Source organism: Helicobacter pylori (genome assembly GCF_030062585.1).
GTDB classification, from domain to species: domain Bacteria; phylum Campylobacterota; class Campylobacteria; order Campylobacterales; family Helicobacteraceae; genus Helicobacter; species Helicobacter pylori_CN.
In genome coordinates this window covers 198,487-225,295 of the sequence record NZ_CP071935.1, presented here as the reverse complement: position 1 = coordinate 225,295, position 26,809 = coordinate 198,487, and the positions used below count along the sequence as shown (strand labels likewise).

Below are 26,809 nucleotides of genomic sequence, written 5' to 3'. Positions count from 1 at the left end.
ATAAACTCCCCCTGATTAAGTTTTAAACAAATTCACTTGTTTGTCTAAATTCATGGTCGTTCCACTCACATGCGTAGCGATGTTTAAAATATCTGAAGAATCCGCTAAAGTTTTAGAAGCCACTTCTTCCACTCCTACAAAATCGCTTACCATAGCTTCAATTTGGCGTCCGGATTTGGCGTAATCGTCCATGCTTTGATTGCTGTCTTGCACGACTGAGCTTAAATTAGAACTCATTTTTTCGTAAGTTTCTTGCACGCTTTTACTCATATCGCTCAAGCGCTCCATTTTTTGCGAATTGAGATTCATTTGCGAACTCACATCATTGATTTCTTGGACAATCACCATGATAGTGGAATTGATTTCGGCTAAAGACTTTTGAGTGCGCCCGGCTAAATTCCTAACTTCATCAGCCACCACCGCAAAGCCTCTGCCATGCTCGCCGGCTCTTGCGGCTTCAATAGCGGCATTTAGGGCTAAAAGATTGGTTTGATCGGCAATATCATTGATAATATCCAAAATGGATTTGACATCATCAGCGTTACGGCTTAATTGCTCCACTTTGCTAGAGAGTTCCTCTTCAGTGTGCGCGCTCTCTATGATTTGAGAAAATAAATCCCCGATCGCATCCTTGCTCTCTTTGACAAGCCCTTGCGTTTCAATCAAACGCTTCCTTAACCCTTGAGACTGCTCTATGGAAATATTCATCATGCTCGCTACATCCGTGGCTTTATTTTTTACGGAATTTAAGGTGGTTGATGAATCTTTCATGCTCTTTTGGGTTTCTTGCGCGATTTGGACTAATTTATCCATTGAAGTTTTATTGGAAGTGGAAATCCCTTTAATCTCTTCCATAATCAAGCGGGCGTTTTCCACAAACAAATTGATCCCACGGCCCACTTGCGAGATTTCATCGTTGCGATCACCCACATCAATTTTGGCCCTCAAATCCTTATCCCCATGGCTAAAAGCGTTGATTTTAAGGACCAGTTCATCAATGCGTTTCACGATCCTTAGTTTAGCGTATATGAGCGTCAAAACCACTAACGCTATCGTCGCTGTCAGTATCCAAAGGAATAATTTCGTGGTGTTTTCATTAAAAACCTTATTCACGCCTTCTTTGATCGCTTTATTTTCGGTGTTAATGTCAGTGTAATAAGAAGTCGTTGCGATCACCATTTGAGAAACCTCATCATAATGCGAGTAGGCGAATTTTTTCTCCGGCACGCCCCCATCGTATTTGGGCATTTTATAATAAGTGTAACCTCCCCCTTTTTTAGCCGCCTCCAAATACCCCCTAACATAATACACCCCATCAACGCTTTGAGCGTCAAGCCCTGATTGGCCTACGGTTTTAGGATTGACTGGATCAAACAGCACCACCCCGTTTTTATCCACCACCACCATATAAATCATGCCCTTATCGTCGTTAATGCGTTTGAAATAATCTAACGCCATTTTTCTTGCAGTAGCATTATCAAAACTTTTGTAATACTCATGAATGCCCTGTTCAATAATTTTTGTCATGTAAGCGAGCGTTTTTTCACGCTTTTTGTATTGCCCGGTTTCTAAATGCTCCATGAGTTGCGCTAACACATCTTTTTGCATAACCTTTACAAAACCAATAAAAAGCCCCCCTAAACCTAAAAGAGCGGCTAACACGACCAGCATGATACGAGTCCCTAGCGAAGCAAATACTGAAGCAAACATCATTTATCTCCTAATAAATCATTTTTAAGTCAAACCCTAATTTTAGAGTTTAGCCTCCAAATGCACCCCCCCCCCCCCGAAAAATGAGTGGCGCAAAGTAAAATTAAAATCCGGTGGTTTGAAAACCGCTAACAAAGTGAAAAGCCAACAATAGGATTATAGAACACCCTTTTTTAAGTTAGGCTTAAAGAATAAATAATAAAAATAAAAAATCTTATTTAACTTCACTTTCCTTAATGGATTTGACATTCAAAGTCCTCCCGTCTTTTGAAGTGGGGATTTTGACGCTCCCCTCTTTTAATTTTTCTGCCAATCTTTCCAACAACGGGTTTTTGAAATCGTAGTGGATGATTTCCCAGTTATGCTCCAGTTCAGGGGTTACTTTTGCACCTTTTTTTTCAGTGATGTATTTAATAATCAAATCCCGTATTTGCCCGTTATCTTGCAGTTCATCGTAAGAATCATAATACCTATCAGCGTCTGTAACCAATTTTAAAGTCGTGGATAATGTCCCGAATCGGTAATTGTTGATCGCTAATTTATACACCGCTTTAGGGTTAATGGGTTTGTTGTTAATTGTCGGATTAATGATTCTTTGCCCGGCGGGTTTGGTAACATCAACTTGGTATTTCACGCCAGAAAACATGTCAAAGTTATAGCCGCGAACATTTTCATTAAAACTGATCGTCAAATCCCCCGGTTGCAACTGGTTGTAAAATTGATACGACCATTCCATGTATTTCAACAGGTTTTCACCCGTGATATGCACCCCAATGAGCGTATTAGCGAACTTGTAAATATAGGCGACATCCTTTCTTTTGAAAGGCCCTTTTTTCAAATTCGCCCCAAAATTGAATAAGGCTGCCGCTGAAACATCGGCTTTTGCATAATATTTTTGCACTTTGTTGATCAATTCTATCACCGGTGTTTCTTGCAAGGCGGCGGTTGGCATCGTGGTGATTTTTTCTTCTCCTGTGATAAAATCAGGCCTGTCAATAAAGGTTTTTGTCACTTCGCCGACCACTTCATTAGCGTATTCTTTTGATTTTTTATCCACATATTCGTATTTTTTCGCTAATTCTTCATCTTCTGGAACATCTTTTGTGGGTAAATTTTCAGTCGTTACGATTTTTTTCTTCGTTTGGGTGTCAAACACCACCACGCCCTTTGCCAAATAAGCCCCATACGCTCCAGGCTCAATGGTATGCACCTTTCCTATTTTAGTGTTATAAACCGCATGCTCATGCCCTGCAAAAATGATGTCAAATTGCGGGAATTTTTTCGCTAAATCAGGTATCCCATCGCCACCTTTCTCATCTTCTCGCCCCAAATGAAAAGCACCAATCAAAATATCATACTTCCCTTTTAACTCTTTCAAGGTCTTTTTCAACGCTTCTTCAGCGTCCAAAAACTTCAACCCTGCAAAATGTTCAGGCGTAGAGGCCTCCCAAGTTGGGACATGCGGCACCAAAAACCCCACAACCGCCACCCTCACGCCATCAATTTTTTTAATCATATAAGGCTTCACAAACGGCTTATTGTCCGCAATTTTGATAATATTCGCATTCACGACACCGCCATTAAACCCCTTAATGTTTTTCTCTAAAAAATCTTTACTGAAATTAAACTCGTGATTCCCAAGCACACGAATGTCAAATTTCAAATCGTTTTCGGCTCTAACTAGCGGGTGGATAGGCTCATCGTTAAACAACTCCGCGCTATTGCCTTGCAACAAATCCCCGCTGTCAATCAAAACCACATTTTTATTCTCAGCCCTCTGCTTTTTGATTAAAGTCGCAATCCTTGTCAAACCATTATTGGGTTTTTGTTCGCCAATCACATAATCATACGAAAAAAGCCGCCCATGAATGTCTGAAGTTTCTAAAAACACGATTTTGACTTCTTTTGCAGATACTGAAAGCGTTAGCGTTAAAAAGATGACCAAAATCCATTTTCTCATTGAAATCCTTCCATAAAAGAGATTCATTGCATTAATTTTTACATAATATTAACACTGATACGACGATTTTTGATTGGAATGTAACGCCTAAATGGGTAAAACGGGTAAGGGGGTAGGGGAGTAAAATCATTCCCCAAACCAATCAAACCCCCACTTCAGACCACTCAGCGCGTTTGTCTAAAAAAGCGCGTGCTAAATTCTTAGCACCCTCTAAAGTGTGGTTAGCCGCCCAACCGCATTGCTTTTCATTGCTGGCAGGCACTTCTGTAGCCTTTAACACGTCTTGCATCGTCTTTTCTAAAACCTCTAAAATCTCTGTGTAATTGTCATGGTTTAACACCGTGAGATAAAATCCCGTTTGGCAACCCATAGGCGACCAATCCACGACATAATTGGCATGGTTGCGGATGATCTCAGCGACTAAATGCTCTAAAGAGTGCAGGCTAGGCATGTCCATGTGATCTTGGTTGGGTTGCTTGAAGCGCACATCGTATTTGACAATCACATCCCCATTAGCGCCCTTTTTGCGATCAGCGACACGCACATAAGGGGCTTTGACTTTGGTGTGATCCAAATTAAAACTCTCTACATTCATTTTTGGTGTTTTCATGTTTTTAACTCCTTTATAAATGGTAAATTTTAGCCTATTTTAGCGAACGCTTGCTCTAAATCTTCTAACAAATCCTGTTCATGCTCAATCCCCACAGACAAGCGCACCAAGCCATCTCTAATCCCGGCAGCTTCTCGTTGCGCTTTAGGGATACACGCATGGGTCATAAATGCCGGAATCCCCACCAAACTTTCCACCCCGCCCAAACTCTCGCCTAAAATGAATAATTTAAGGCTTTCTACAAAAAGAGTCGCCTCGCTGTCATTTTTGAGGGTGAAAGAGAGCATCCCGCTAAAGCCACGCATCTGGGCTTTGGCTAGCTCGTAATTAGGGTGGGTGGGCAAACCCGGGTAATAAACCCTTTCCACTTTAGGGTGTTTTTCTAAAAACTCAGCCACGCAAAGAGCGTTTTTTTGATGGGCTTGCATGCGTAATGCTAGCGTTTTAATCCCTCTTTGCAACAGCCAGCTGTCTTGAGGGCCTAAAACCCCACCGATAGCGTTTTGGAAAAAAGCGATCTCTTGGGCTAGCGCTTCATCATTAGTGGTTACAAGACCGGCAACCACATCGCTATGCCCGCCTAAATATTTTGTGCCGCTATGCACCACAATGTCCGCTCCCAAAAGAAGCGGGTTTTGGCAATAGGGGGTGGCAAAGGTGTTATCCACGATAGTGAGCAAATGATGATCTTTAGCGACACTGGCGCATTGCGCTAAATCCGTGATTTTAAGCAAAGGGTTACTAGGGGTTTCTAAATAAAGGGCTTTGGTGTTGGGCTTGATAGCCTTTTTGATTTGGGATAGATCGCTAGTGTCTATAATGGTGCAAGAAAGCCCGTTTTTGACAAGCACTTTATTAAACAAGCGGAAAGTCCCCCCATAGACATCATCGCCCAACAACACATGATCGCCTGATTGCAAGAGGGAAAAAACGGCGTGGATTCCAGCTAATCCAGAAGCAAAAGCAAACCCCTTAACCCCCCCTTCTAAATCGGCGATGAGTTCTTCTAAAGCAAAGCGCGTGGGGTTGCCTGAGCGAGAGTATTCATAGCCCTTATGGCGGCCTATGGCGTCTTGGCGGTAGGTGGAAGTTTGATAAATAGGCACGCTCACCGCCCCCGTTGTGGCGTCCTCACTAATGCCCCCATGGATTAGTTTTGTTTGCATGCGCATGGTTTTTCCTTTTTTATTGAATTTTTATAAATAAATACCTTTAGAAAGATAACGATCGGCAACATCCGGGAAAATGGTTAAAACCTGGCTGCCTTCGGGGAGGCGTTGCACTTCTTTCAATGCTGCCACAAAAGCTGCCCCGCTAGAGCTCCCCACTAATAAGCCGTTTTTCTTGGCTAATTTCCTAGTGTAGCTAAAACCCTCTTCATCTGAGATCGTTTCAAAACGATCAATATCCAAGTTTGCGAAAAAAGGAGGGATGAACTCCACGCCAATGCCCTCAATCTCATGAGGCCCAGGCTCGCCTCCATTCAAAATAGAACCCTCCGGCTCCACCCCAATCAAGCGAATATTAGGGATGCGCTCTTTCAAATACCTAGCCGTGCCAGCAAAAGTGCCACCACTCCCTATCCCGGCTACAAAGCTCGTAAGATTTGTGCCTAATTCTTGGACAATCTCAGGGGCTAGGGTGTGGTAGTAGGCTGCGGGATTATCAGGGTTTTCAAATTGCAAGGGCAAATAGCTATCAGGGATACTTTCGGCTAACTCTTTACTTTTTTTAATGGCGCCAGAAATCCCCTCGCTAGTAGGCGTGTTGATTACTAAAGCCCCCAAAGCTCTCATGATTTGTTGTTTTTCTGTGCTGAATTTTTCCGGGACAACAAAGATGGTTTTTAAGTGGTGCTTGAGCGCCACTAAAGCTAGAGCGATGCCGGTATTGCCTGCAGTAGGCTCAATGATGGTCGTTGTGGAAGTGATTTTGTGCGTTCTAAACGCTTCTTTTATGAGATATTGGCCTAAGCGATCTTTAACGCTCCCTCCCGGGTTTAGATGCTCTAGTTTGGCGTAAATGGCGGAATTTAATGGAATGGGGTAATCCTTGTTAGTGAATTTAAAAACGGGAGTGCGGCCTATGGCGTCTTGCATTGTGGTGATAATCATCATTCCTCCTATAACAAACAATAAAATTCAATTTTGCGATTATGCCTAAACTCGTTAAATGGAATAAGTTTAGGATAAAATGTTGGTTTATTGAGATGGATTAAGGAGCTTTCAATGAAAACGATAGAATGGAATGAGGAGCAAAGAAAAGCGTTTCAGGACTTGTTAAGAGAATTTACAGCGTTAATAAACACTAAAGCGCAAGAGGAAAAACAAACAGGCAGAACTCCAAAAATACCAAAGTATGGTTCATGCCAAAACGGGCTGAACAAGTTTTTAACGCCATGGGGTTATGCGTGCAAAATCAGTCCTGGCAGCCATGGGCGTTTATCCCATGAGCCATCAATCGCCTTTTGCCGTCAGGATATTTTAGGGGAAGGATTTGTCAATCGTGAAAAACCAACCCCAAAAAAAGGTTTTTTTATTTGGCTTGCTTACTATTGGCGCAATGATGCAGAAAAGATCGATCTTTGTATAGGTCGATCCATAGAGGAGAATGGGGAAAAAGAGTGTCAAAAATGCCTAGCGTATGACAAAATCATTGATCCTGATGGAGACGCTTATTATCAAGAGAGCTATGACGATTTAGAAGTCGATCTTGAAAACATTACCAACGATTTTTTACGCTTTGCTAACGAATTTAATCAAATCCCTACTGCGTTTTTTGAATTAGAGCCATCTAGCGCAAGCCATTGAGAAACAACCCCATACCAAAAAGGAACTCCCCTAAGGGATTTTCCTAAAATCCCACCAACGCTTTTTAAGCTAAACCTTAAAAAAGCTATCGTTTGGTTACAATCAAGCTTTGATATTTGGATTAAAAAAACGCTTTGAGTGTCTTTTATATTTTATAATTGGTATCCCATTGATGAAAATGAGAAAAGCAAGCGGGTTTTCATTAAAACCGCTCGCTTGAAAGAAGTTTTAAAAGCGTTTCACTCCACTTCCGCATCAATCACATCATCGTCTTTTTTCTTGGGCTGCTCGGCGTTGTTTTTATTCGCCATGGCTTCGCCTAGTTTTTGAGCCGCTTGCGCTAACGCTTTGGTTTTGTCTTCAAGCTCCGCTTTAGTGGCGTTATCGTTTTTGATACAATCTTTAAGGGCGTTAATGGCGTTTTGGATCTCGTTAGCGTCGTTTTCATTCAAATTCGCCTTATGCTCATCAAGGCTCTTTTGGGTTTGGTGCGCCAAACTATCGGCATGGTTTCTCGCTTCAATCACTTCTTTTTTCCTAGCATCTTCTTCTTTGTGCAATTCAGCGTCTTTCACCATTTTTTCAATTTCGCTATCAGACAACCCACTAGATCCAGAAATTTTAATCTCTTGGCTTTTGCCGGTATTTTTATCTTGCGCTGAAACGGTTAAAATCCCGTTAGCGTCAATATCAAAGGTTACTTCAATTTGCGGCACGCCTCTTGGAGCGGGAGCGATGCCTTGCAAATCAAATTTACCCAACGATTTATTATCCCTTGCCAATTCCCTTTCGCCTTGTAAAACCATAATGGACACAGCGGGCTGGTTGTCTTCAGCGGTTGAGAACACTTGAGATTTTTTCGCAGGAATAGTCGTGCCTCTATCAATCACTTTAGTCATCACGCCCCCTAAAGTTTCAATCCCAAGGCTTAAAGGCGTAACATCTAATAAAAGCACATCTTTCACATCGCCTTTTAACACGCCCCCTTGAATGCTCGCGCCCACCGCTACGACCTCATCAGGATTGACGCTTTTATTCAAATCTTTATTAATAAACGCTTTCACCCTTTCTTGGACTTTAGGGATACGAGTAGAGCCTCCCACCATCACCACTTCTGAAATCTCATTTTTGGTTAGCCCTGCATCTTTGATCACGCTTTCAATTTTAGAAATCGTTTCTTCCATGAGATCTTCTGTTAGGCTTTCAAATTTAGCCCTAGTGAGTTTTTTAACCAAGTGTTTAGGCCCGGTAGCGTCCGCTGTGATAAAGGGCAAATTGATTTCAGTCTCCATCGCAGAGCTTAGTTCTTTTTTAGCGTTTTCAGCCGCTTCTTTCAGGCGTTGCAACGCCATCACATCGTTTTTAATCTCAATGCCCGTTTCGTTTTTAAACTCAGCCGCTAAAAAATCAATCACACGATTGTCAAAATCATCGCCTCCTAAGAACGCATCGCCCCCTGTGGCTAAAACTTCCACGACATTATCGCCTGTTTCTAAAACGGTAACATCAAAAGTCCCCCCACCCAAATCATAAACCATGATTTTTTCGCTCTCTTTTTTATCCAAGCCATAGGCTAACGCTGCGCTGGTAGGCTCATTGATGATCCTTAAAACATTAAGCCCTGCAATCGTGCCGGCTTCTTTAGTCGCTTTTCGTTGGCTGTCGTTAAAATAAGCCGGAACCGTGATAACCGCTTCCGTAACGCTCTCGCCCAAATAACTTTCAGCGTCTTCTTTGAGCTTCATTAAAATTTTGGCTGAAATCTCTTGAGGGGTATAAACTTTACCCGAAATCTCAATCGCGCAAGCCCCATTCCTATCCACAATCTTATAAGGCAAGCGTTTTTCAGCTTCTTTAGCCTTATCTTCATTAAACATTAAGCCCATGATTCTTTTAATAGAATAAATGGTTTTTTCTGGATTGGTTACCGCTTGTCTTTTGGCACTCTCGCCCACTAAAATCTCGCCCTTATCCGTAAAAGCCACAATAGAAGGAGTGGTGTTTTTACCCTCTTTATTCGCAATAATCTTTGCTTCATTGCCTTCATACACCGCCATTGCGGAGTTGGTTGTCCCTAAATCAATTCCAATAACTTTTCCCATGCGTTATCCTTTCTTATTAAAATAAATGTTTTAATCGTTTTTAGCAATGCTCACCATTGCCGGCCTCAAAACCCTACCCTTATACTTGTAACCCTGTTGCAAAACCTGCACGATTTTCCCGTTTTCTTTTTCTTCGCTTTTGACTTGCATGATCGCATTGTGGAAATGGGGATCAAATTCTTCTAAGCATTCAATCCCCTCAATGCCATGCCTTGCCAAAACTTCATGCAGCTTTTCCATCGTAAGCTCCAAGCCTTTGGTTAAAGCGCTCTCTTTATCCACTTCTACAGCGCTTCTATGAGCCCCAAGAAGCGCATCAATCACCGGCAATAGATCCAATGCGATTTTTTCATACGCATACTCTAACGCCATGCTCTTGTCTCTTTCTAAGCGCTTTTTCACGTTTTCAAAATCCGCATGCACCCTCAAATATTTTTCGTGCATTTCTTTATATTTAAGCTCAAAATCTTCCCTGATCTCGCCTTCTTTTTCGTGCGCTTCTTGCTTTTCTCCACCTTGTTGTCCTTTACAAGTGCAAGCCTTTTGATAAGACTCTGGCTCTTTTGGGCTTAAATCGTGTTCTTGGTTGTGTTCATCTTTCATTATTCCTCCTTAAGAAATCGTTTGAAAAAACCCTTCATAATCGCATTCCAATTTCCCCACGCAAAGTAGTTGCATTCGTTTGTTTTGAAATTCTATGGGGCGTATTACCAGCATGCAATCAGGCTCTATAAAATGCAAACCCTTTTTCAAACGCTCCAAAACCTTACCCTCTAAAATGTCAAAAAATAAAGGGCTGTTTAAAAGCGTTTTTAACCCCATTAGATTAAAGCGTGTCATTTGTGTGCTGGAATACTCCAAACGTTCTAATTGTCTGGCCAAACTCAACGCGTTGACAGAAGCAGCGATTAAGCGCACTTCTTTAACGCTCCTGCCCACAAGTTCTAATAAAAACTTCTCCATTTTAACGCTGTAACCCAGCGTGCAAGAAAACGCCAAAAAATCCAAAATCAAAAAGCGTTTTTCGCACTCAATGACTCTTTCTAAACGCTCCAAACTGGGTTTTTTTAACAGCGTAAAAAGCCCAAAATTTTCACTCGCGCTTTTTAAGCGTTTTTCATTCACCTTTAAAACTTCAAAGTGCAACGACTTGTGCCAATAGTTTTCAAACGCCTTAAAAGTAGGCAATCTAGCGCCGCTAGAATGGGCTTGATGGAGCATGCCTTCTTTAGAAAGGATTTGAAAATAATTCCTGATTGTCGCACAAGATATTTTCAAGTTTGCCAACTCTTTTAAGCGTTTAGAGCTAATGGGTTCTAAAATCTGCAGATAGGTTTTAACAAACGCATCTAACAAACTCTCTTTTTTATTCAAATCAGAACCTACTTTAATTCTTCTTAACATCATTATTTGAAAAATCTCGTCAATCACCATTCTTGATGAAAGAACCCTCGCATTATAGCGCAAAAAGTTAATAATCTATCACTTGTTTTGAAAAAGTGATAAAAATTACCCGATTTTTCTTTAAACTTTAGTCTATATCACTAAATTTATTTACTAGCATTAAATTAGGATTTTTTATAGAGTTGATTTAATTTAGATCTATTGGGCAACTAATACCTTTTATTAAAAAAACTTGTTATCATGTTAAACATGAACACACACACAAGAGGCATTGACAGCAATCTGATTCATTCGCTCAAAAGCATTTCATTATCCATGTTTAGAAAGGGTTTTTTTGGGCTTTATCAAGGCTCTATCTCAGCGCGCATTGGCACGAATCAATTTGTGATCAATAAAAGAAACGCTGTTTTTGATCAATTGAATGAAAACACCTTATTGGTTTTGCATGACAAGATGGATTATCGCTGGAAAGAAGCGAGTCTGGATTCGCCCATTCATGCGAGCGTGTATAGGGAGTTTTTGGACGCTAAATTCATCGCTTATGCACGCCCTCCTTATAGTTTGGCGTATTCCTTGCGCCACAACCGATTGCTCCCTAGGGATTATTTAGGGTATCGTTCTTTGGGCGAAGAAATTTCCATTTTTAACCCCAAAGACTATGACAGCTGGCAAGAAAGAGCGGATACAGAAATTTTACGCCAATTACAAGAGAGCAAAAAATATTTTGTTTTCATTAAGGGGTGTGGGATTTTTGCCTACCACAGAGAGCTTTCTAAACTCATGGAAGTTTTTGATTTGATTGAAAACTCATGCAAGGTTTTACGATTGGGCGATTTAATGGATTATTGCTATAATGATGATCCACGATTGAGCGTGTAAAAAGCTAAAAAGGATAAAACATGACCATCAACACCCATTACACCCCCAATTTCACACAGCTCCAAACCTTAAACAATATCAATAATGATGCAACCATAAAGGATAGGAATCAAGTAGAGCAGGATTTACAACAAAGCAGTATTCAAGATGGTTTCAGTCAAAATAATACGCAAAACGCCCCCGATTTTGACCGGTTACAAGCTTTAAACGCTATCAATAACGACGGCGAGATTAAAGATAAATCCCAAGTTGAGAAAAACCTTGTTGATGGCGAAAATATCCCTGAAATTTATTCCAGACTAGACACATATGCTTAAAAAGGATTTTACCATTCCTTCAAAGCCATTTTGATCGCTTCTATCACGCAATCCATCCCACCCGCTAAACTAAAAAGCCAGTATTTGTGTGCGTAAATGTATTCTAATTGCTTAGCCCTTAATTCGTCTTCATTATTCGTTTTTTTACACACGATTTCAGCGATGTGCAATTCCTGGTGGAAGATGTAAGATTGTATCGCATCCATAAAATACGAATTGAATCGCTTGTCGTCAAAAAGCTCTTTAATATTATCAATTTCAGCGCTCAAATTTTCTAATTCCTTAAAATCCAACTCTTCTAATTTTTTTTCTTCATGAAGCTTTTCCACTTTTTCTAAAAACTCTGCCACCTTTAAAAACGTTTCTTCAACTTGCGTTTTTTTCTCATTGGCGTATTTGATGATTTCTTCGCATTTTTGCTTGGCAATCTTTAAATTTTTATCTTGCTCTGATCGGGTGGGATAAATAAGATTGATAGGAGGCTTTGGCTTGGATTTATCTATTCTTTCACACACTTCTTTAAAGGGCATTTCTTTAGTCCCTTTAATCCTAGCCCCCCCTTCAGTAGCGTTAATGACTTCTAATTTATAGGGCGTGTTGAAAATATCTTTTTCAAAAAATTCTAAGAAAAGTTTCCACACTAAAGTGGTCTCTACTTCCCCATTACCCCCATATTTTTCTATAAAGATCTTGTCTTTATCCTTTTTAGGCTTGATCTCTCTATCGCCATAAATCGCCCCACTAGCGTGGCTGTTACCGCTTTGTGAAAAGCTCAAATCTTGCCCGATAAACACGCACCTTTTGAAACGAGAATGCACCACTAATTCATACGCCATGTTCGCTGCGCTCATGCCTATGCCCACATAACCATACTGGTGCAAATCAAAAAGGTTGGTATAGCCAAAGGGGCGGAAACTGAATTGCTTAACCCCCTTTTTAATCGCTTGAATCAATCGTTTATGCACAATGGAAGTCAGAGCAAAAATAACGCCTTCTTGAAAATCTAAGGGGGTTTCTTCGTAGAATTTCGCCGTTAAATCCACCCTTTCTAAAGACAGCACAATATCAGGCTTGATACCGGCTCTGGCTAGAATAGGGAAAGAAGCGTCTATGCAAAAAAGCGTCGCATAAGGAGCGATTTCTTTTAAAAGGGGGAGTTGCTTATTTAAACTAGGCCCGGTTGAAACGATAATAGCGGTGTCTCTGTTTTTTAAAGCGTTCACAAAATCCACCAAACTAGGGCTTTTGATGACTTCAGGCAAATTAGCGGCATGCTGTTTGATGCCTATGAGCGCGTCTTTAGCGTCATTGCCTACGCTAATAGCGCCATGCTCTAAAGCGCGCGTGAAATGCTGGTTGATTTCTATCATTTGATGGGAGTATCGTTCATAATAAGCGTTAAAAAGTTTTAAATCATACATTCTTGCGTATAAACGAGACTTTTTATCCATATCAAACAATGAAGCGATCATGTTGTAATTGCAAAAACTTGCATGCAACAAAATCAAACGATTTTCTAAAATCTCAGTGGAAAAATCCAAAAGATTCAACACAATGAAAATAATTTCTATTTCAGGCTCAATGACCACCAAGCGTTTTAAATTGCCATTACCTAAAAGCAAGCGATAAAATACCCCATTACCCAAGCCAAAATAATACAAATAAGGATAAAGCATGTAAATTTCGCTATTTTTGTATAGCTCTAAGCTTGAATCTAGCGGGCTTTTTTCAAATAAGGGCGTGTTTGTTTCTTTATCTAAGAGATTGAAATTCGCGCTATCATTCCCTAAAAACACTTCGTATTTTTTGTTTTCTTTAATGGCTTTGAGCTTTGCGAATAAGAGAGGGTCTTTTTTGAAAAGAGCTTGCAAGTTTTTTTGATAAATATCCATCATTCTAACTTATAAAAATAACTGATAAAAAGGGCTAACGCCCCTTTGAATCAAGGGCTGTTATTGTAAAAGCCTTAAGACATTCTGTTGCACCGCATTCGCTTGCGCCATAGCAAAACTCCCGCTTTGCGCCAAAATATTGTATTTAGAAAAGTTCGCGCTCTCTTCAGCAAAATCCACGTCTCTGATCTGAGATTCAGCCGCTTTAACATTCACTTGGGTTACAGAAATATTATTAATGGTGGTAACCAATTCCATTTGCACCGAACCCATATCCGAGCGGATCTTGTCTAATTGCGTGCGCGCTGAATCCGCCATGTCCATCACAATCATCGCCCCTTTAAGGCTTGTTACCCCAGCCCCTATACCTTGAGAATTGGTCTCCGCTTGCGCACCATTAGCGTTCGCTCCGGCTGCTGAAGCCACATTCGCATCAAAAATACCCCTAACCGCTCTCAAATTCACGGTGTATTCTGCCACCCCTTGAGCGGAATGAAAGCCCACATGGCTAAAATTCACACCGCTCACAATGATGTCTCTGGCGTCGGTTCTAGTTAAGGTTAAGCGCCCAATCACCGCATGCTGTGTCCCAGAAATCCCTGCAAAATTCCCTCCCCCAAAAACCTGACCGCTCGCGCTCGCTGCATGCACTGATATTGCGCGCCCATCAATGGAGTGCAAATTAATGCGCCCTTGAATATCCAAGCTCGCTTCCACACCGGTCCTGTCTTTGACGGAGTTGATCGCATTAGTCAACCTCCCGTCAGCGTCGTTTTTATGCACATCATTCACGGTTCCAATTTCTACGCCATTAATGGTGAGCTCCCTAACGGTTCCTGATTGCACGGGAGTGCCGCCGGTAGCCATGACATTATAAGAAGCCCTAACGCCTAAGGTGTTAGAAAAGCGATTGATGATCTCGCTTAACGCCCCAATCCCAGTGCCAGCGCTTGTAGAAATGCGCACGGTTTCAATCTTATAATCGTTCACGCCATTGACTTGTTTGAAATTCAATCCCACTTCAGTCAAGTTTTGCGCCGCTGCGCTAGCGAGCATGCCTGCACCGCTAAAAGAAGAGGTTTCCATGCGCACATGCCCAATCTTATCTGAGCTCGTTGAGCCAATGGACGCTTTAACCGTGGTGTTAGAATACGCGCCAATTTGAAATTCTTTGTTAGAAAAACTTCCTGAAAGCATTTGTTGGCCGTTAAAGCTTGTGGTGTTAGCGATATTGTCTAGTTCTTCTAACAACCTTTGAATATCGCTTTGGAGCGCTCTTCGGCTTTCTAAAGTTTGCCCATCTTGAGCGGCTTGAACGGCTTTGGTTTTAATGGTGTCTAAGATTTTGATTTGCTCATCCATCGCTTTATCTGCGGTTTGAACCATACCAATAGCGTCATTAGCATTGCGGATCGCTTGACCCAAATTCGCGCTTTGACTCCTTAAGCTATCAGCGATCGCCATCCCACTAGAATCATCAGCGGCTTTATTGATCCTAAGCCCTGAGCTTAACTTTTCAAGCGAGCTTGAAAGGTCTCTGTTGTTTTGAACCCCTACCGCATGAGAAGTTAAAGCGGCGATATTGGTATTTATCCTAAAACTCATGTTTGCATCCTTTGCATAGATATTTGCTGTTAGTCAAGCAAAGGGTGTTCCAACTCTTTGATTTTTAACGCTGTTATGGTTTTTATGGTTTAATGAATCGTTTAGTCAAAATTCTATGCTACAATCATTCATTAATAGGTATAAACATTCCATTAAAGGCGTTCCATGAAGCACCTTATTATTGTAGAATCCCCAGCAAAAGCCAAAACCATTAAAAATTTTTTGGATAAAAATTACGAAGTCATCGCCTCTAAAGGGCATGTTAGGGATTTATCCAAATTCGCTTTAGGCATTAAGATTGATGAAACAGGCTTTACCCCTAATTATGTCGTGGATAAAGACCATAAAGAGCTTGTCAAACAGATCATAGAGCTTTCTAAAAAGGCATCTACCACCTACATCGCTACCGATGAAGACCGAGAAGGGGAAGCGATAGGCTATCATGTGGCATGCTTGATTGGGGGGAAATTGGAGAGCTATCCTAGGATTGTTTTTCATGAGATCACGCAAAATGCGATTTTAAACGCTCTAAAAACCCCACGAAAAATTGACATGTCTAAGGTCAATGCCCAACAAGCCAGACGCTTTTTAGATCGAATCGTGGGTTTTAAGCTCAGCTCGTTGATTTCATCAAAAATCACTAAAGGTTTGAGCGCTGGACGGGTGCAGAGTGCGGCTTTAAAGCTTGTGATTGATAAAGAAAGGGAAATCAAAGCCTTTAAGCCTCTAACCTACTTCACGCTAGACGCTTACTTTGAGTCGCATTTAGAAGCGCAACTCATCAGCTATAAGGGCAACAAACTCAAAGCCCAAGAGTTGATTGATGAAAAAAAAGCCCATGAGATTAAAAGCGAATTGGAAAAAGAAAGCTATATTATTTCTAGCATTATTAAAAAGTCCAAAAAATCCCCCACACCGCCCCCCTTCATGACTTCCACTTTACAGCAAAGCGCTTCCAGTCTTTTAGGCTTTTCGCCCACAAAAACCATGAGTATCGCTCAAAAGTTATATGAAGGCGTAGCCACCCCGCAAGGCGTTATGGGGGTGATCACTTACATGAGGACTGATAGCTTGAATATCGCTAAAGAGGCTTTAGAAGAAGCGAGGAATAAGATTTTAAAAGATTATGGCAAAGACTACTTACCCCCTAAAGCCAAAGTCTATTCCAGCAAGAATAAAAACGCCCAAGAAGCCCATGAAGCGATCAGGCCCACTTCTATTATTTTAGAGCCAAACGCTTTAAAAGACTACCTTAAGCCTGAAGAATTAAAACTCTATGCCTTAATTTACAAACGCTTTTTAGCTTCTCAAATGCAAGACGCTCTTTTTGAAAGCCAAAGCGTGGTTGTGGCTTGCGAAAAAGGCGAGTTTAAAGCTAGTGGGAGGAAACTCCTTTTTGATGGCTATTATAAAATTTTAGGCAATGACGATAAGGACAAATTGCTCCCCAATTTGAAAGAAAATGACCCCATTAAATTAGAAAAATTAGAGAGCAACGCCCATGTTACAGAGCCTCCAGCACGCTATTCAGAAGCGAGTTTGATTAAAGTTTTAGAAAGTTTAGGCATAGGCAGGCCTAGCACCTACGCCCCAACGATTTCCCTCTTACAAAACAGAGACTATATTAAGGTAGAAAAAAAGCAAATCAGCGCTTTAGAGAGCGCTTTTAAAGTGATAGAAATTTTAGAAAAGCATTTTGAAGAGATTGTGGATTCCAAATTCAGCGCTTCTTTAGAAGAGGAACTAGACAATATCGCTCAAAATAAAGCCGACTACCAGCAAGTCTTAAAGGACTTTTACTACCCTTTTATGGATAAAATTGAAGCCGGGAAAAAGAATATCATCTCTCAAAAAGTGCATGAAAAAACCGGCCAATCATGCCCTAAATGCGGGGGGGAATTAGTCAAAAAGAATAGCCGTTATGGGGAGTTTATCGCTTGTAACAATTACCCTAAATGCAAATATGTCAAACAAGCTGAAAACGCTCACGATGGAGCCAATCAAGAATTGTGCGAAAAATGCGGAGGGGAAATGGTGCAAAAATTCAGCAGAAACGGGGCGTTTTTGGCTTGCAACAACTACCCTGAATGCAAAAACACCAAATCGTTAAAAAACACCCCTAACGCCAAAGAAACAATAGAAGGCGTGAAATGCCCAGAATGCGGGGGGGATATTGCCTTAAAAAGGAGCAGGAAAGGCTCGTTTTATGGCTGCAACAATTACCCTAAATGCAATTTTTTATCCAACCATAAGCCCATCAACAAGCGTTGTGAGAAATGCCATTATTTAATGAGTGAAAGGATCTATCGCAAAAAAAAGGCGCATGAATGCATCAAATGCAAAGAACGCGTGTTTTTAGAGGAAGATAATGGCTAAAGAAAATCCGCCTGTCGTTTTTGGGCCTATTTTATCCAGGCGTTTTGGGAAGTCTTTGGGCGTGGATTTATCGCCCTCTAAAAAACAATGCAATTACAATTGCATTTATTGCGAATTGGGTAAAGCCAAGCCCATTGAACGCATGAAAGAAGTGATAAAAGTAGAAACCTTGATTAACGCCATTCAAAACGCCTTAAACAACCTTGCTACCCCCATTGATGTTTTAACCATTACCGCTAATGGCGAACCCACGCTATACCCTCATTTATTAGAGCTTATCCAAAGCATCAAGCCTTTTTTAAAGGGTATTAAAACTTTGATTTTAAGCAACGGCTCACTCTTTTATGAGCCAAAAGTCCAACAAGCCTTAAAGGAATTTGACATCGTTAAATTTTCTTTAGACGCTATTGATTTGAAAGCTTTTGAAAGAGTGGATAAGCCTTATTCCAAAGACATTAACAAGATTTTAGAGGGGATTTTGCGCTTTTCTCAAATCTATCAGGGACAACTGGTGGCTGAAGTGCTGTTAATTAAGGGCGTGAATGATAGCGCGAATAATTTAAAGCTCATCGCTACCTTTTTAAAACAAATCAATATAGCCAGAGTGGATTTAAGCACCATAGACAGGCCCTCAAGCTTTAAAGCCCCAAGATTGAGCGAAGATGAATTATTAAAATGTTCTTTATTTTTTGAAGGGCTTTGCGTGAGTTTGCCTAAACGATCCATTACTCAAGCTAAAAAATTGATTTCTTGCGATGCGGACGAATTGCTCGCTTTGATTTCCAGGCGCCCTTTAAGTGCAGAAGAAGCCCCCTTAATACTGGATTCTAACGCTTTTAAGCATTTAGAAACTTTATTAAACCATAAGCAAATTACGATTAAAAAAGTCGGCTCTTTGGAGTTTTATTGTGCGTTTTAACCTCCATTTGTAAGTTTTACCTTACTTTAGGGATAGTTTAAGCTTTTAAATAAGAATCCCTTTTATTACCAAATAACGCTACCATAAAAAATGATCTCAAAAGCTGAAAAATAATTAAAAACTTGGTGTAATGTTTTAATCGCTACACCCTTTTACTATAACCATAACCCGCTTTTTCTACTTTTTTCTCGGTATTAGCAGCTGCTTCTATTTCTTTACTAACATCAGCAAATATTTTTTGAATGAACAAAAGGCTTTGAGAGGTTGGAAGGTGGGCTTGTGAGTCTGGTTTTAAACTCCTCATTTCAAGCATTTTAGCTTGAGCTTTAGAGCGTATTTTTAGATTTTCTTTTTGCCATTCTTCTGTAGCTTTAAAATCTCTAGGGTCTAGTTCTAAATAAGCGATAGAACTTGGTTTATAAAAATCCACTTGTTTAGCGATAGCTTTTTGTGAATAGGGCAGAGATTCTAGCTCTTTTTGCAAATAAGCGATAAGCTCTTGCGCTTTTGATCCTCTTTGAGAGCGGGGTTGTTTAGAGTTTGGAAGGTGTTTTGGTTGGATAGGGGTTTGATTGGTTTTTGCAGGTTTAGGGGTTTTGCATTCAGCTTCTACTTCTATACCAATACCAGCCTTAATTCCTCCTTTTTTAATAAAGAATTGGCCATGATTTTCTTGGCAATTTTGTTCTGCGTATTTAATGAAATCTTTCTGTGTATTAATTGTCTTTTGTTTTTCTTGTTCTAGTTCTATCCCACTCTTGTTTGCTCTATCCCTAGCGTTTTCAGCTTCCTTTTTTTCTTGTTCTAGTTCTATTTGTTTATCAATATCACCAGCGCTACAAGCGGCTAATAATAAACTTGCCGCTATTGTTAATCCTGAATATTTCCACCAATTGATTTGATTCTCTTTTTCAGCTTGTTTGGATTTATCCTGGACTTTATCGTCCAATTCTTTTGCCCTCTTGCATGCAGCATGGGTTAATACTACTAATGCCGCATTGCTTTTCTTGGGGTGTTTTTTTACAAGTTCTCTAACTTTCTTCATAATTTTTGTAAAAAACCCACCAATTGATCGGAGCATATTTGTAATGGCACTCGCTTGTTTAAAATGAGTCTCTTTGCTTGCCTTTGTGTCAGCTGTCTCTGCGTTTTTGCCAACTTTATTTGTTTTTCCTGTTTTTACTGATTCCATTACCAACCTTTCAAAATCTTATTATTGTAGTGTATATAGCCATATTTAACCGCTATTAAACAATTGGTTTGAGAAATTGTAAGGGTCAATCCAATCAGATTTTTCTAATCCATTCTAACAAAACTTGATACAAGTTTTCCTTATACCTTAAACTCACACCCTTTTAAATGGAATAATAATAAGCGATTTTTCTATGGCAAGAAACTGATTGATGTCTTCTAGAAGCTAAAACGATTTTATGGTGTTTTCTTATGCCTACATCCTTTTACTATAACCATAACCCGCTTTTTCTACTTTTTTCTCGGTATTAGCAACTGCTTCTATTTCTTTACTAACATCAGCAAATATTTTTTGAACGAGCAAAAGGCTCTGAGAGGTTGAAAGGTGGGCTTGTGGGTCTGGTTTTAAACTCCTCATTTCAAGCATTTTAGCTTGAGCTTTAGAGCGTATTTTTAGATTTTCTTTTTGCCATTCTTCTGTAGCGTTAAAATCTCTAGGGTCTAATTCTAAATAAGCGATAGAACTTGGTTTATAAAAATCCACTTGTTTAGCGATAGCTTTTTGTGAATAGGGCAGAGATTCTAGCTCTTTTTGCAAATAAGCGATAAGCTCTTGCGCTTTTGATCCTCTTTGAGAGCGGGGTTGTTTAGAGTTTGGGAGGTGTTTTGGCTGGATAGGGGTTTGATTGGTTTTTGTGGGTTTAGGGGTTTTGCATTCAGCTTCTATTTCTATAGCAATACCAGTAGTAATACCGGTCTTAATTCTTGCTTTTTTAATAAACAATTGGCCATGTTTTTCTTGGCAATTTTGTTCTGTTTCTTTAATGAAATCTTTCTGTTCTTTAATCAAATCTCTTTGTGTATTAATTGTCTTTTGTTTTTGCTGTTCTAACTCTATCGCACTCTTATTTGCTTTTTGTTTTTCTTGTTCTGTCTTTTGTCTTTCTTGTTCTGCTTTTATTTGACTATTAGCGAGTTCTATCCCACTCTTATTTGTTTTCTGTCTTTCTTGTTCTAACTCTATCCCACTCTTATTTGCTTTTTGTCTTTCTTGTTCTGTTTTCTGTTGTTCTTGTTCTGTCTTCTGTTTTTCTTGTTCTAACTCTATCTGTTTATCAGTATCACCAGCGCTACAAGCGGCTAATAATAAACTTGCCGCTATTGTTAATCCTGAATATTTCCACCAATTGATTTGATTCTCTTTTTCAGCTTGTTTGGATTTATCCTGGACTTTATCGTCTAATTCTTTTGCCCTCTTGCATGCAACATGGGTCAATACTACTAATGCCGCATTGCTTTTCTTGGGGTGTTTTTTTACAAGTTCTCTAACTTTCTTTGCAATTTTTGTAAAAAACCCACCAATTGATCTGATTATATTTGTAATGGCACTCGCTTGTTTAAAATGAGTCTCTTTATTTGCCTTTGTGTCAGCTGTCTCTGTGTTTTTGCCAACTTTACTTGTTTTTCCTGTTTTTACTGATTCCATTACCAACCTTTTTTTCAAAAAACAATCCCACTTTTCAAAATTATACCATGGAAACTAATACGAAAAACCCACTCAAGTTAGATCAACCCATTTATTATCAAGGCGCAGTTAAGCCATGGTCTTTCAACTCTTTTTCTAACTTGGCTACGGCGTTCCAAGTGGGGATTACGCTATCAGGGTTTAAAGAAATGGAAGTGATGCCCTCTTTGACTAAAAACTCTGTCACTTCAGGGTAATCGCTTGGGGCTTGCCCGCAAATCCCGCAATATTTGTTGTGCCTTTTACAAGCTTCAATCGCTTTTTTAAACATTTTTAGCATCGCTTCATTCCTTTCATCAAAGACATGGCTAACTAACTCGCTGTCTCTATCCACGCCTAAAGTGAGCTGGGTTAAATCGTTTGATCCAATAGAAAAGCCATCAAACAAGCTTAAGAAATCATCAGCCAAAATGACATTCACCGGCAATTCACACATGATATAAATTTCAAGCCCGTTTTTACCGGATTCTAAATTGTTTTTTCTTAAGATCTCTAGGACTTTTTTACCCTCTTCAATGGTGCGTAAAAAAGGGATCATCACTTTCATGTTGGTTAATCCCATTTCTTCCCTCACCAACGCTAAGGCTTCGCACTCCCATGAAAACGCTTCATTATAGCTTTCTGAATAATACCGACTAGCCCCTCTATATCCAAGCATGGGGTTTTCTTCATTGGGTTCATAGCTAGAGCCGCCAAGCATGCGCATGTATTCGTTGGATTTGAAATCGCTAGTCCTTACAATCACAGGTTTAGGGTAAAACGCCGCGCTGATCATGCCAATGCCTTCAGCGATTTTTTTCACAAAAAAATCTTTAGGGTTAGCATAGCCTGCCATGAGGTTTTCAATTTCATTTTTTTCTTTCACGCTTTTTTTGTGGTGCAAATCCACTAAAGCTAAGGGGTGGGCTTTGATTTGATTTAAAATAATCATTTCCATTCTGGCCAGCCCTACGCCGTGATTAGGGAGCTGAGAAAAGCTAAAGGCTTTTTCAGGGTTTCCAATGTTAATGTAAATTTTTGTTTGCGTTTCTTGCATGTTAGAAAGCTCCACCCTTTCAATTTCATGCTCATAAATGCCTGCATACACATAGCCCTCTTCGCCCTCAGCGCAAGAAACCGTGATTTCCATGCCGGTATAAAGGCTATCGGTCGCCCCGCTCACCCCAACAATGGCTGGCACGCCAATTTCTCTAGCCACAATAGCGGCATGGCAAGTGCGCCCCCCACGATTAGTGATAACCGCGCTCGCTTTTTTCATGCAAGGCTCCCAGTCTGGGTCGGTGTTATCCGTAACTAAAATTTCGCCCTCTTTAAAAGAATTCATATGCTCCAAATCATTGATGATACGCACTTTCCCTGAGCCGATTTTACTCCCAATCGCTCTGCCTTGTAAGATAATCTCTTTTTTTTCGTTAGGGTTTTTGAATTTGAATTTTTCAAAGACTTGACTTTCTTCTTTACTTTTTTGGCTTTGAACGGTTTCTGGGCGTGCTTGAACGATAAAGATCTCCCCACTCTCGCCATCTTTAGCCCATTCTATATCCATAGGGCGGTATTGTTTGGCTTCTTTAGAGTAGTGTTTTTCAATTTCAATGGCGTATTTGGCTAAAATCAGCACGTCTTCATCGCTCAATGAAAAGGATTGCCATTCTTTTTTGGTGGTTTTAATGTTTCTGGTGGGGTGTTCGCTACCCCTTGGGGCATAGACCATTTTTTGCGTTTTATTGCCGAGCTGGCGTTTGATAATGGGGCGTTTGTTTTGCTCTAAAGTGGGCTTAAACACATAAAATTCATCAGGGTTTATCGTGCCGCCCACCACATTTTCGCCTAACCCCCACGCTGAAGTGATAAACACCGCGTCTTTAAAACCGGTTTCGGTGTCAATAGAAAACATCACGCCCGCACTGCCTTTATCCGCTCGCACCATTTTTTGCACCCCCACACTCAAGGCGACTTTTAAATGATCAAACCCACGACTCGCCCTATAGCTAATCGCTCTGTCGGTAAAAAGCGACGCTAAACAGGATTTGATATAGTGGATCAATTCTGTTTTACCCTTAATGTTTAAATAAGTGTCTTGCTGCCCGGCAAAAGAAGCGTCCGGCAAGTCTTCTGCAGTAGCGGAACTCCTTACAGCCACATCGGCTTCTTTCATGTTGTATTGCTGGCTTAAAATCTCATAAGCTTGAAAAATCTCATCTCTTAAATCGCTAGGAAAAGGCGTGCCAAAAATAAGCTCTCTGATTTGTTTGGAGCGGATTTTTAACACATCAATTTCGGTGGCATCAACATTTTCTAAAAGCTCTATGATTTTTTGTTTAGCCCCCCCTTGCTCTAAAAGATACCAATACGCTTCGCTCGTGATCGCAAAGCCATCAGGCACTTTAATCCCAATTGGCACTAGTTCTTGAAACATCTCGCCAATGCTAGCGTTCTTGCCCCCAACCAGATTCACATTCTTATTGTTCAACTCTTTGAAAAACTTGATATATCGCACAAAACTCCCTTAAAATGATCATTAAGTCTCTTAAAACATAAAATATAATAATGATAGCATGATAGAGCTTTAGTTTTAGCCAGTTTGTATTCTAAGCTTGCTAATAGGGGTGTATTCTTTTTGATTTATGATTTTATTGTATAATAGGCGATTAGTTAGGTATTTTTGAATACAGAAAGGGTGGTTTTGTATAGGCGGTTGCTATTGAATTTGTTTTGTATGGTATTTTTACAAGCGTGTTTAAAGCCTATGAGCGACCCTAAAGCTGAGAAAGTGGATTCGCAAGTGCAATGCGGGTTTGGATCAAAAGATTGCTAAATTTTAAGGTTTATAAGAAAGGAAACATAAGTTTTAAAGAATGAGTGCGGAACTGATTGCTGTTTATAAAGACGAGCAAATAATAGATTTAGAGAGTGCGAAAGTCTTAGGGCTGAGCGATGGGATTAAAGCGTTAAAAGGGAGTGAGCCGATATATTTTGATGATTCGCCTTTGGCTTTAGAGGTGATCAGGCATTCATGCGCGCATTTGCTCGCGCAAAGCTTGAAAGCCCTTTATCCGGACGCGAAATTTTTTGTAGGCCCTGTGGTAGAAGAGGGGTTTTATTACGATTTTAAGACTTCTTCAAAAATCAGCGAAGAGGATTTGCCTAAAATTGAAGCGAAAATGAAAGAGTTTGCGAAGTCAAAGCTCGCTATCACTAAAGAGACTTTAACCAGAGAGCAAGCTTTGGAGCGTTTTAAGGGCGATGAATTAAAGCATGCGGTGATGAGTAAAATCAGTGGCGATATATTTGGCGTGTATCAACAAGGCGAGTTTGAAGATTTGTGTAAGGGGCCGCATCTCCCAAACACCCGTTTTTTAAACCATTTCAAGCTCACTAAACTGGCTGGGGCTTATTTGGGCGGCGATGAAAACAATGAAATGCTCATTAGAATCTATGGCATCGCTTTTGCCACCAAAGAGGGCTTAAAAGACTATCTTTTCCAAATAGAAGAAGCGAAAAAACGGGATCACAGAAAGTTAGGCGTGGAGCTAGGGCTTTTTAGCTTTGATGATGAGATAGGGGCAGGCTTACCTTTATGGCTGCCTAAAGGGGCAAGGCTTAGGAAGCGCATTGAAGATTTATTGAGCAAAGCGTTACTTTTAAGAGGCTATGAGCCGGTCAAAGGCCCTGAGATTTTAAAGAGCGATGTGTGGAAAATCAGCGGGCATTATGACAATTATAAAGAAAACATGTATTTCACCACGATTGATGAGCAAGAATACGGCATAAAGCCCATGAACTGCGTGGGGCATATTAAAGTTTATCAAAGCGCTTTACACAGCTATAGAGATTTGCCTTTAAGGTTTTATGAATACGGCGTGGTGCATCGGCATGAAAAAAGCGGCGTGTTGCATGGGCTTTTAAGGGTTAGGGAATTTACCCAAGACGATGCACATATTTTTTGCTCTTTTGAACAGATCCAAAGCGAAGTGAGTGCGATTTTAGATTTCACGCATAAGATTATGCAAGCGTTTGATTTTAGCTATGAAATGGAATTATCCACAAGGCCGGCTAAATCCATAGGCGATGATAAAGTTTGGGAAAAGGCCACTAACGCTTTAAAAGAAGCTCTAAAAGAACACCACATTAATTATAAGATTGATGAGGGGGGAGGGGCTTTCTATGGGCCTAAGATTGACATTAAAATCACTGACGCTTTGAAGCGTAAGTGGCAGTGCGGCACGATTCAAGTGGATATGAATTTGCCTGAACGCTTCAAGCTCGCTTTCACTAATGAACACAATCACGCTGAACAGCCGGTGATGATCCACAGAGCGATTTTAGGCTCGTTTGAAAGGTTTATTGCGATTTTGAGCGAACATTTTGGAGGGAATTTCCCTTTCTTTGTCGCGCCCACTCAAATCGCTCTCATTCCTATTAATGAAGAGCATCATGTTTTTGCTTTGAAATTAAAAGAGGCGCTAAAAAAGCGCGATATTTTTGTAGAAGTGTTGGATAAAAACGACAGCTTGAATAAAAAGGTGCGCTTAGCCGAAAAGCAAAAAATCCCTATGATTTTAGTGTTAGGGAATGAAGAGGTGGAGACCGAAATTCTATCCATTAGAGACAGAGAAAAACAAGCTCAATATAAAATGCCCTTAAAGGAGTTTTTAAACATGGTTGAATCCAAGATGCAAGAGGTTAGTTTTTGAGTAGAAACGAAGCGTTGTTAAACGGAGACATTAATTTTAAAGAAGTGCGTTGCGTGGGCGATAATGGCGAAGTGTATGGGATCATTTCTTCCAAAGAAGCGCTCAATATCGCTCAAAATTTAGGTTTGGATTTGGTTTTGATTTCAGCGAGCGCGAAACCTCCCGTGTGTAAGGTGATGGATTATAATAAATTCCGCTACCAAAATGAAAAGAAAATCAAGGAAGCCAAGAAAAAGCAAAAGCAAATTGAAATCAAAGAGATCAAGCTTTCCACTCAGATCGCGCAAAACGATATTAACTATAAAGTCAAGCATGCGAGGGAATTTATTGAAGCCAACAAACATGTCAAATTCAAAGTGGTTTTAAAGGGTAGGGAGAGTCAAAATTCAAAAGCCGGGCTTGATGTGCTTTTTAGAGTCCAAACGATGATGCAAGATTTAGCCAACCCTGAAAAAGAGCCAAAAACCGAGGGGCGTTTTGTTTCATGGATGTTTGTGCCTAAGGCTAAAGAAGCTCCCAAAAACGAAAAGAAAACCAAAGAAAATAACCCGCCTTTTAATCGTATTAACCTTATGAAAGGAGAAAATCATGCCAAAAATGAAGACTAATCGTGGCGCGTCTAAGCGTTTCAAAGTCAAAAAAAACTTGATTAAGCGTGGCAGCGCTTTTAAAAGCCATATTTTGACTAAAAAAAGCCCCAAGCGTAAAGCCAATTTAAACGCGCCAAAACATGTGCATCACACTAACGCGCATTCTGTCATGTCGTTGCTTTGCAGGGCTTAGGAATGCTCATTAGGAAGTGGAGTTAATCCCCT

Annotated in this window: 21 protein-coding genes; 8 read left to right on the top strand and 13 right to left on the bottom strand. The window is 40.3% G+C overall.

Annotated elements, in window-relative coordinates; all coding sequences use genetic code 11:
- Window positions 1-15: 15 nt before the first annotated feature.
- The 5 genes from tlpB to J5F42_RS01040 all read right to left on the bottom strand — a co-directional run bounded on the left by tlpB (window position 16) and on the right by J5F42_RS01040 (window position 6,394).
- Entirely contained in the window at window positions 16-1,713 is a 1,698-nt protein-coding gene (gene tlpB / locus J5F42_RS01060) for a methyl-accepting chemotaxis protein TlpB (RefSeq protein WP_283491403.1), read from the bottom strand.
- Window positions 1,714-1,924: 211 nt separating this feature from the next.
- A complete protein-coding gene (locus J5F42_RS01055) occupies window positions 1,925-3,670 on the bottom strand; it encodes a bifunctional metallophosphatase/5'-nucleotidase (protein ID WP_283491624.1) in 1,746 nt (581 codons plus the stop codon).
- 142 nt (window positions 3,671-3,812) lie between these two features.
- Window positions 3,813-4,280, bottom strand: a complete 468-nt coding sequence (locus tag J5F42_RS01050; protein ID WP_198973069.1) for an S-ribosylhomocysteine lyase — start codon at window positions 4,278-4,280, stop codon at window positions 3,813-3,815.
- 29 nt (window positions 4,281-4,309) lie between these two features.
- Window positions 4,310-5,452 carry a cystathionine gamma-synthase gene (locus tag J5F42_RS01045; RefSeq protein ID WP_283491402.1) on the bottom strand — a complete coding sequence of 381 codons (1,143 nt, stop codon included), beginning with the start codon at window positions 5,450-5,452 and terminating at the stop codon, window positions 4,310-4,312.
- Window positions 5,453-5,476: 24 nt separating this feature from the next.
- Window positions 5,477-6,394 (bottom strand): O-acetylserine-dependent cystathionine beta-synthase, encoded by a 918-nt coding sequence (locus tag J5F42_RS01040; RefSeq protein WP_283491401.1) that lies wholly within the window; start codon window positions 6,392-6,394, stop codon window positions 5,477-5,479.
- 114 nt (window positions 6,395-6,508) lie between these two features.
- On the opposite strand from J5F42_RS01040, the gene J5F42_RS01035 reads away from it, so the two are divergent.
- A complete protein-coding gene (locus J5F42_RS01035) occupies window positions 6,509-7,090 on the top strand; it encodes a hypothetical protein (protein WP_283491400.1) in 582 nt (193 codons plus the stop codon).
- A 239-nt stretch (window positions 7,091-7,329) separates the two neighbouring features.
- Here J5F42_RS01035 and dnaK read toward each other — a convergent pair whose 3' ends face one another.
- From dnaK to J5F42_RS01020, 3 genes are read right to left on the bottom strand one after another with little or no spacing between them, the layout of a single operon-like run.
- A complete protein-coding gene (gene dnaK, locus J5F42_RS01030; protein WP_078272189.1) occupies window positions 7,330-9,192 on the bottom strand; it encodes a molecular chaperone DnaK in 1,863 nt (620 codons plus the stop codon).
- Window positions 9,193-9,222: 30 nt separating this feature from the next.
- Window positions 9,223-9,795: a nucleotide exchange factor GrpE gene (gene grpE, locus J5F42_RS01025; protein ID WP_283491399.1), complete on the bottom strand. Its 573-nt coding sequence runs from the start codon at window positions 9,793-9,795 to the stop codon at window positions 9,223-9,225.
- 9 nt (window positions 9,796-9,804) lie between these two features.
- Entirely contained in the window at window positions 9,805-10,626 is an 822-nt protein-coding gene (locus J5F42_RS01020) for an HrcA family transcriptional regulator (RefSeq protein ID WP_283491398.1), read from the bottom strand.
- 219 nt (window positions 10,627-10,845) lie between these two features.
- Between J5F42_RS01020 and J5F42_RS01015 the strand changes: the two genes are divergently transcribed.
- Together J5F42_RS01015 and J5F42_RS01010 are read left to right on the top strand one after the other, a co-directional pair.
- On the top strand, window positions 10,846-11,475 hold the full coding sequence (locus J5F42_RS01015; RefSeq protein WP_187232029.1) for a class II aldolase and adducin N-terminal domain-containing protein: 630 nt from the start codon (window positions 10,846-10,848) through the stop codon (window positions 11,473-11,475).
- A 20-nt stretch (window positions 11,476-11,495) separates the two neighbouring features.
- On the top strand, window positions 11,496-11,792 hold the full coding sequence (locus tag J5F42_RS01010; RefSeq protein ID WP_078257971.1) for a hypothetical protein: 297 nt from the start codon (window positions 11,496-11,498) through the stop codon (window positions 11,790-11,792).
- Window positions 11,793-11,800: 8 nt separating this feature from the next.
- Here the strand turns inward: J5F42_RS01010 and J5F42_RS01005 are convergent, their stop codons facing one another.
- Together J5F42_RS01005 and J5F42_RS01000 are read right to left on the bottom strand one after the other, a co-directional pair.
- Window positions 11,801-13,684 (bottom strand): motility associated factor glycosyltransferase family protein, encoded by a 1,884-nt coding sequence (locus J5F42_RS01005; protein WP_283491397.1) that lies wholly within the window; start codon window positions 13,682-13,684, stop codon window positions 11,801-11,803.
- A gap of 60 nt (window positions 13,685-13,744) precedes the next feature.
- Window positions 13,745-15,289: a flagellin B gene (locus J5F42_RS01000; RefSeq protein WP_000010011.1), complete on the bottom strand. Its 1,545-nt coding sequence runs from the start codon at window positions 15,287-15,289 to the stop codon at window positions 13,745-13,747.
- A 165-nt stretch (window positions 15,290-15,454) separates the two neighbouring features.
- Between J5F42_RS01000 and topA the strand changes: the two genes are divergently transcribed.
- Together topA and J5F42_RS00990 are read left to right on the top strand one after the other, a co-directional pair.
- A complete protein-coding gene (gene topA / locus J5F42_RS00995) occupies window positions 15,455-17,665 on the top strand; it encodes a type I DNA topoisomerase (RefSeq protein WP_283491396.1) in 2,211 nt (736 codons plus the stop codon).
- Window positions 17,658-18,584, top strand: coding sequence for a radical SAM protein (locus J5F42_RS00990; protein WP_283491395.1), 927 nt, complete (start codon window positions 17,658-17,660; stop codon window positions 18,582-18,584). Before topA ends, J5F42_RS00990 begins: the two co-directional genes overlap by 8 nt.
- 142 nt (window positions 18,585-18,726) lie before the next feature.
- Here the strand turns inward: J5F42_RS00990 and J5F42_RS00985 are convergent, their stop codons facing one another.
- From J5F42_RS00985 to ppsA, 3 genes are all read right to left on the bottom strand, one after another.
- The gene (locus tag J5F42_RS00985) at window positions 18,727-19,776 is read right to left on the bottom strand and encodes a DUF874 family protein (RefSeq protein WP_283491394.1); all 1,050 of its coding nucleotides are present in this window, start codon (window positions 19,774-19,776) and stop codon (window positions 18,727-18,729) included.
- Between the two features lie 255 nt (window positions 19,777-20,031).
- Window positions 20,032-21,261, bottom strand: a complete 1,230-nt coding sequence (locus J5F42_RS00980; RefSeq protein WP_283491393.1) for a DUF874 family protein — start codon at window positions 21,259-21,261, stop codon at window positions 20,032-20,034.
- A gap of 97 nt (window positions 21,262-21,358) precedes the next feature.
- Window positions 21,359-23,797, bottom strand: a complete 2,439-nt coding sequence (gene ppsA, locus J5F42_RS00975) for a pyruvate, water dikinase (RefSeq protein WP_240729615.1) — start codon at window positions 23,795-23,797, stop codon at window positions 21,359-21,361.
- 358 nt (window positions 23,798-24,155) lie between these two features.
- Between ppsA and thrS the strand changes: the two genes are divergently transcribed.
- The 3 genes from thrS to rpmI are packed head-to-tail and all read left to right on the top strand — an operon-like array spanning window position 24,156 to window position 26,777.
- Window positions 24,156-25,994: a threonine--tRNA ligase gene (gene thrS / locus J5F42_RS00970; protein ID WP_283491392.1), complete on the top strand. Its 1,839-nt coding sequence runs from the start codon at window positions 24,156-24,158 to the stop codon at window positions 25,992-25,994.
- Window positions 25,991-26,602: a translation initiation factor IF-3 gene (gene infC, locus J5F42_RS00965; protein ID WP_180463843.1), complete on the top strand. Its 612-nt coding sequence runs from the start codon at window positions 25,991-25,993 to the stop codon at window positions 26,600-26,602. The genes thrS and infC overlap by 4 nt, the downstream gene beginning before the upstream one ends.
- Window positions 26,583-26,777: a 50S ribosomal protein L35 gene (rpmI, locus tag J5F42_RS00960; protein ID WP_001125542.1), complete on the top strand. Its 195-nt coding sequence runs from the start codon at window positions 26,583-26,585 to the stop codon at window positions 26,775-26,777. Before infC ends, rpmI begins: the two co-directional genes overlap by 20 nt.
- Window positions 26,778-26,809 lie beyond the last annotated feature (32 nt).

Coding starts and splice junctions, on each gene's coding strand:
- tlpB (WP_283491403.1), bottom strand. CDS start 1,713: ATGATGTTTGCTTCAGTATTTGCTTCGCTAGGGACTCGTATCATGCTG.
- J5F42_RS01055 (WP_283491624.1), bottom strand. CDS start 3,670: ATGAGAAAATGGATTTTGGTCATCTTTTTAACGCTAACGCTTTCAGTA.
- J5F42_RS01050 (WP_198973069.1), bottom strand. CDS start 4,280: ATGAAAACACCAAAAATGAATGTAGAGAGTTTTAATTTGGATCACACC.
- J5F42_RS01045 (WP_283491402.1), bottom strand. CDS start 5,452: ATGCGCATGCAAACAAAACTAATCCATGGGGGCATTAGTGAGGACGCC.
- J5F42_RS01040 (WP_283491401.1), bottom strand. CDS start 6,394: ATGATTATCACCACAATGCAAGACGCCATAGGCCGCACTCCCGTTTTT.
- J5F42_RS01035 (WP_283491400.1), top strand. CDS start 6,509: ATGAAAACGATAGAATGGAATGAGGAGCAAAGAAAAGCGTTTCAGGAC.
- dnaK (WP_078272189.1), bottom strand. CDS start 9,192: ATGGGAAAAGTTATTGGAATTGATTTAGGGACAACCAACTCCGCAATG.
- grpE (WP_283491399.1), bottom strand. CDS start 9,795: ATGAAAGATGAACACAACCAAGAACACGATTTAAGCCCAAAAGAGCCA.
- J5F42_RS01020 (WP_283491398.1), bottom strand. CDS start 10,626: ATGGTGATTGACGAGATTTTTCAAATAATGATGTTAAGAAGAATTAAA.
- J5F42_RS01015 (WP_187232029.1), top strand. CDS start 10,846: ATGAACACACACACAAGAGGCATTGACAGCAATCTGATTCATTCGCTC.
- J5F42_RS01010 (WP_078257971.1), top strand. CDS start 11,496: ATGACCATCAACACCCATTACACCCCCAATTTCACACAGCTCCAAACC.
- J5F42_RS01005 (WP_283491397.1), bottom strand. CDS start 13,684: ATGGATATTTATCAAAAAAACTTGCAAGCTCTTTTCAAAAAAGACCCT.
- J5F42_RS01000 (WP_000010011.1), bottom strand. CDS start 15,289: ATGAGTTTTAGGATAAATACCAATATCGCCGCTTTAACTTCTCATGCG.
- topA (WP_283491396.1), top strand. CDS start 15,455: ATGAAGCACCTTATTATTGTAGAATCCCCAGCAAAAGCCAAAACCATT.
- J5F42_RS00990 (WP_283491395.1), top strand. CDS start 17,658: ATGGCTAAAGAAAATCCGCCTGTCGTTTTTGGGCCTATTTTATCCAGG.
- J5F42_RS00985 (WP_283491394.1), bottom strand. CDS start 19,776: ATGGAATCAGTAAAAACAGGAAAAACAAATAAAGTTGGCAAAAACGCA.
- J5F42_RS00980 (WP_283491393.1), bottom strand. CDS start 21,261: ATGGAATCAGTAAAAACAGGAAAAACAAGTAAAGTTGGCAAAAACACA.
- thrS (WP_283491392.1), top strand. CDS start 24,156: ATGAGTGCGGAACTGATTGCTGTTTATAAAGACGAGCAAATAATAGAT.
- rpmI (WP_001125542.1), top strand. CDS start 26,583: ATGCCAAAAATGAAGACTAATCGTGGCGCGTCTAAGCGTTTCAAAGTC.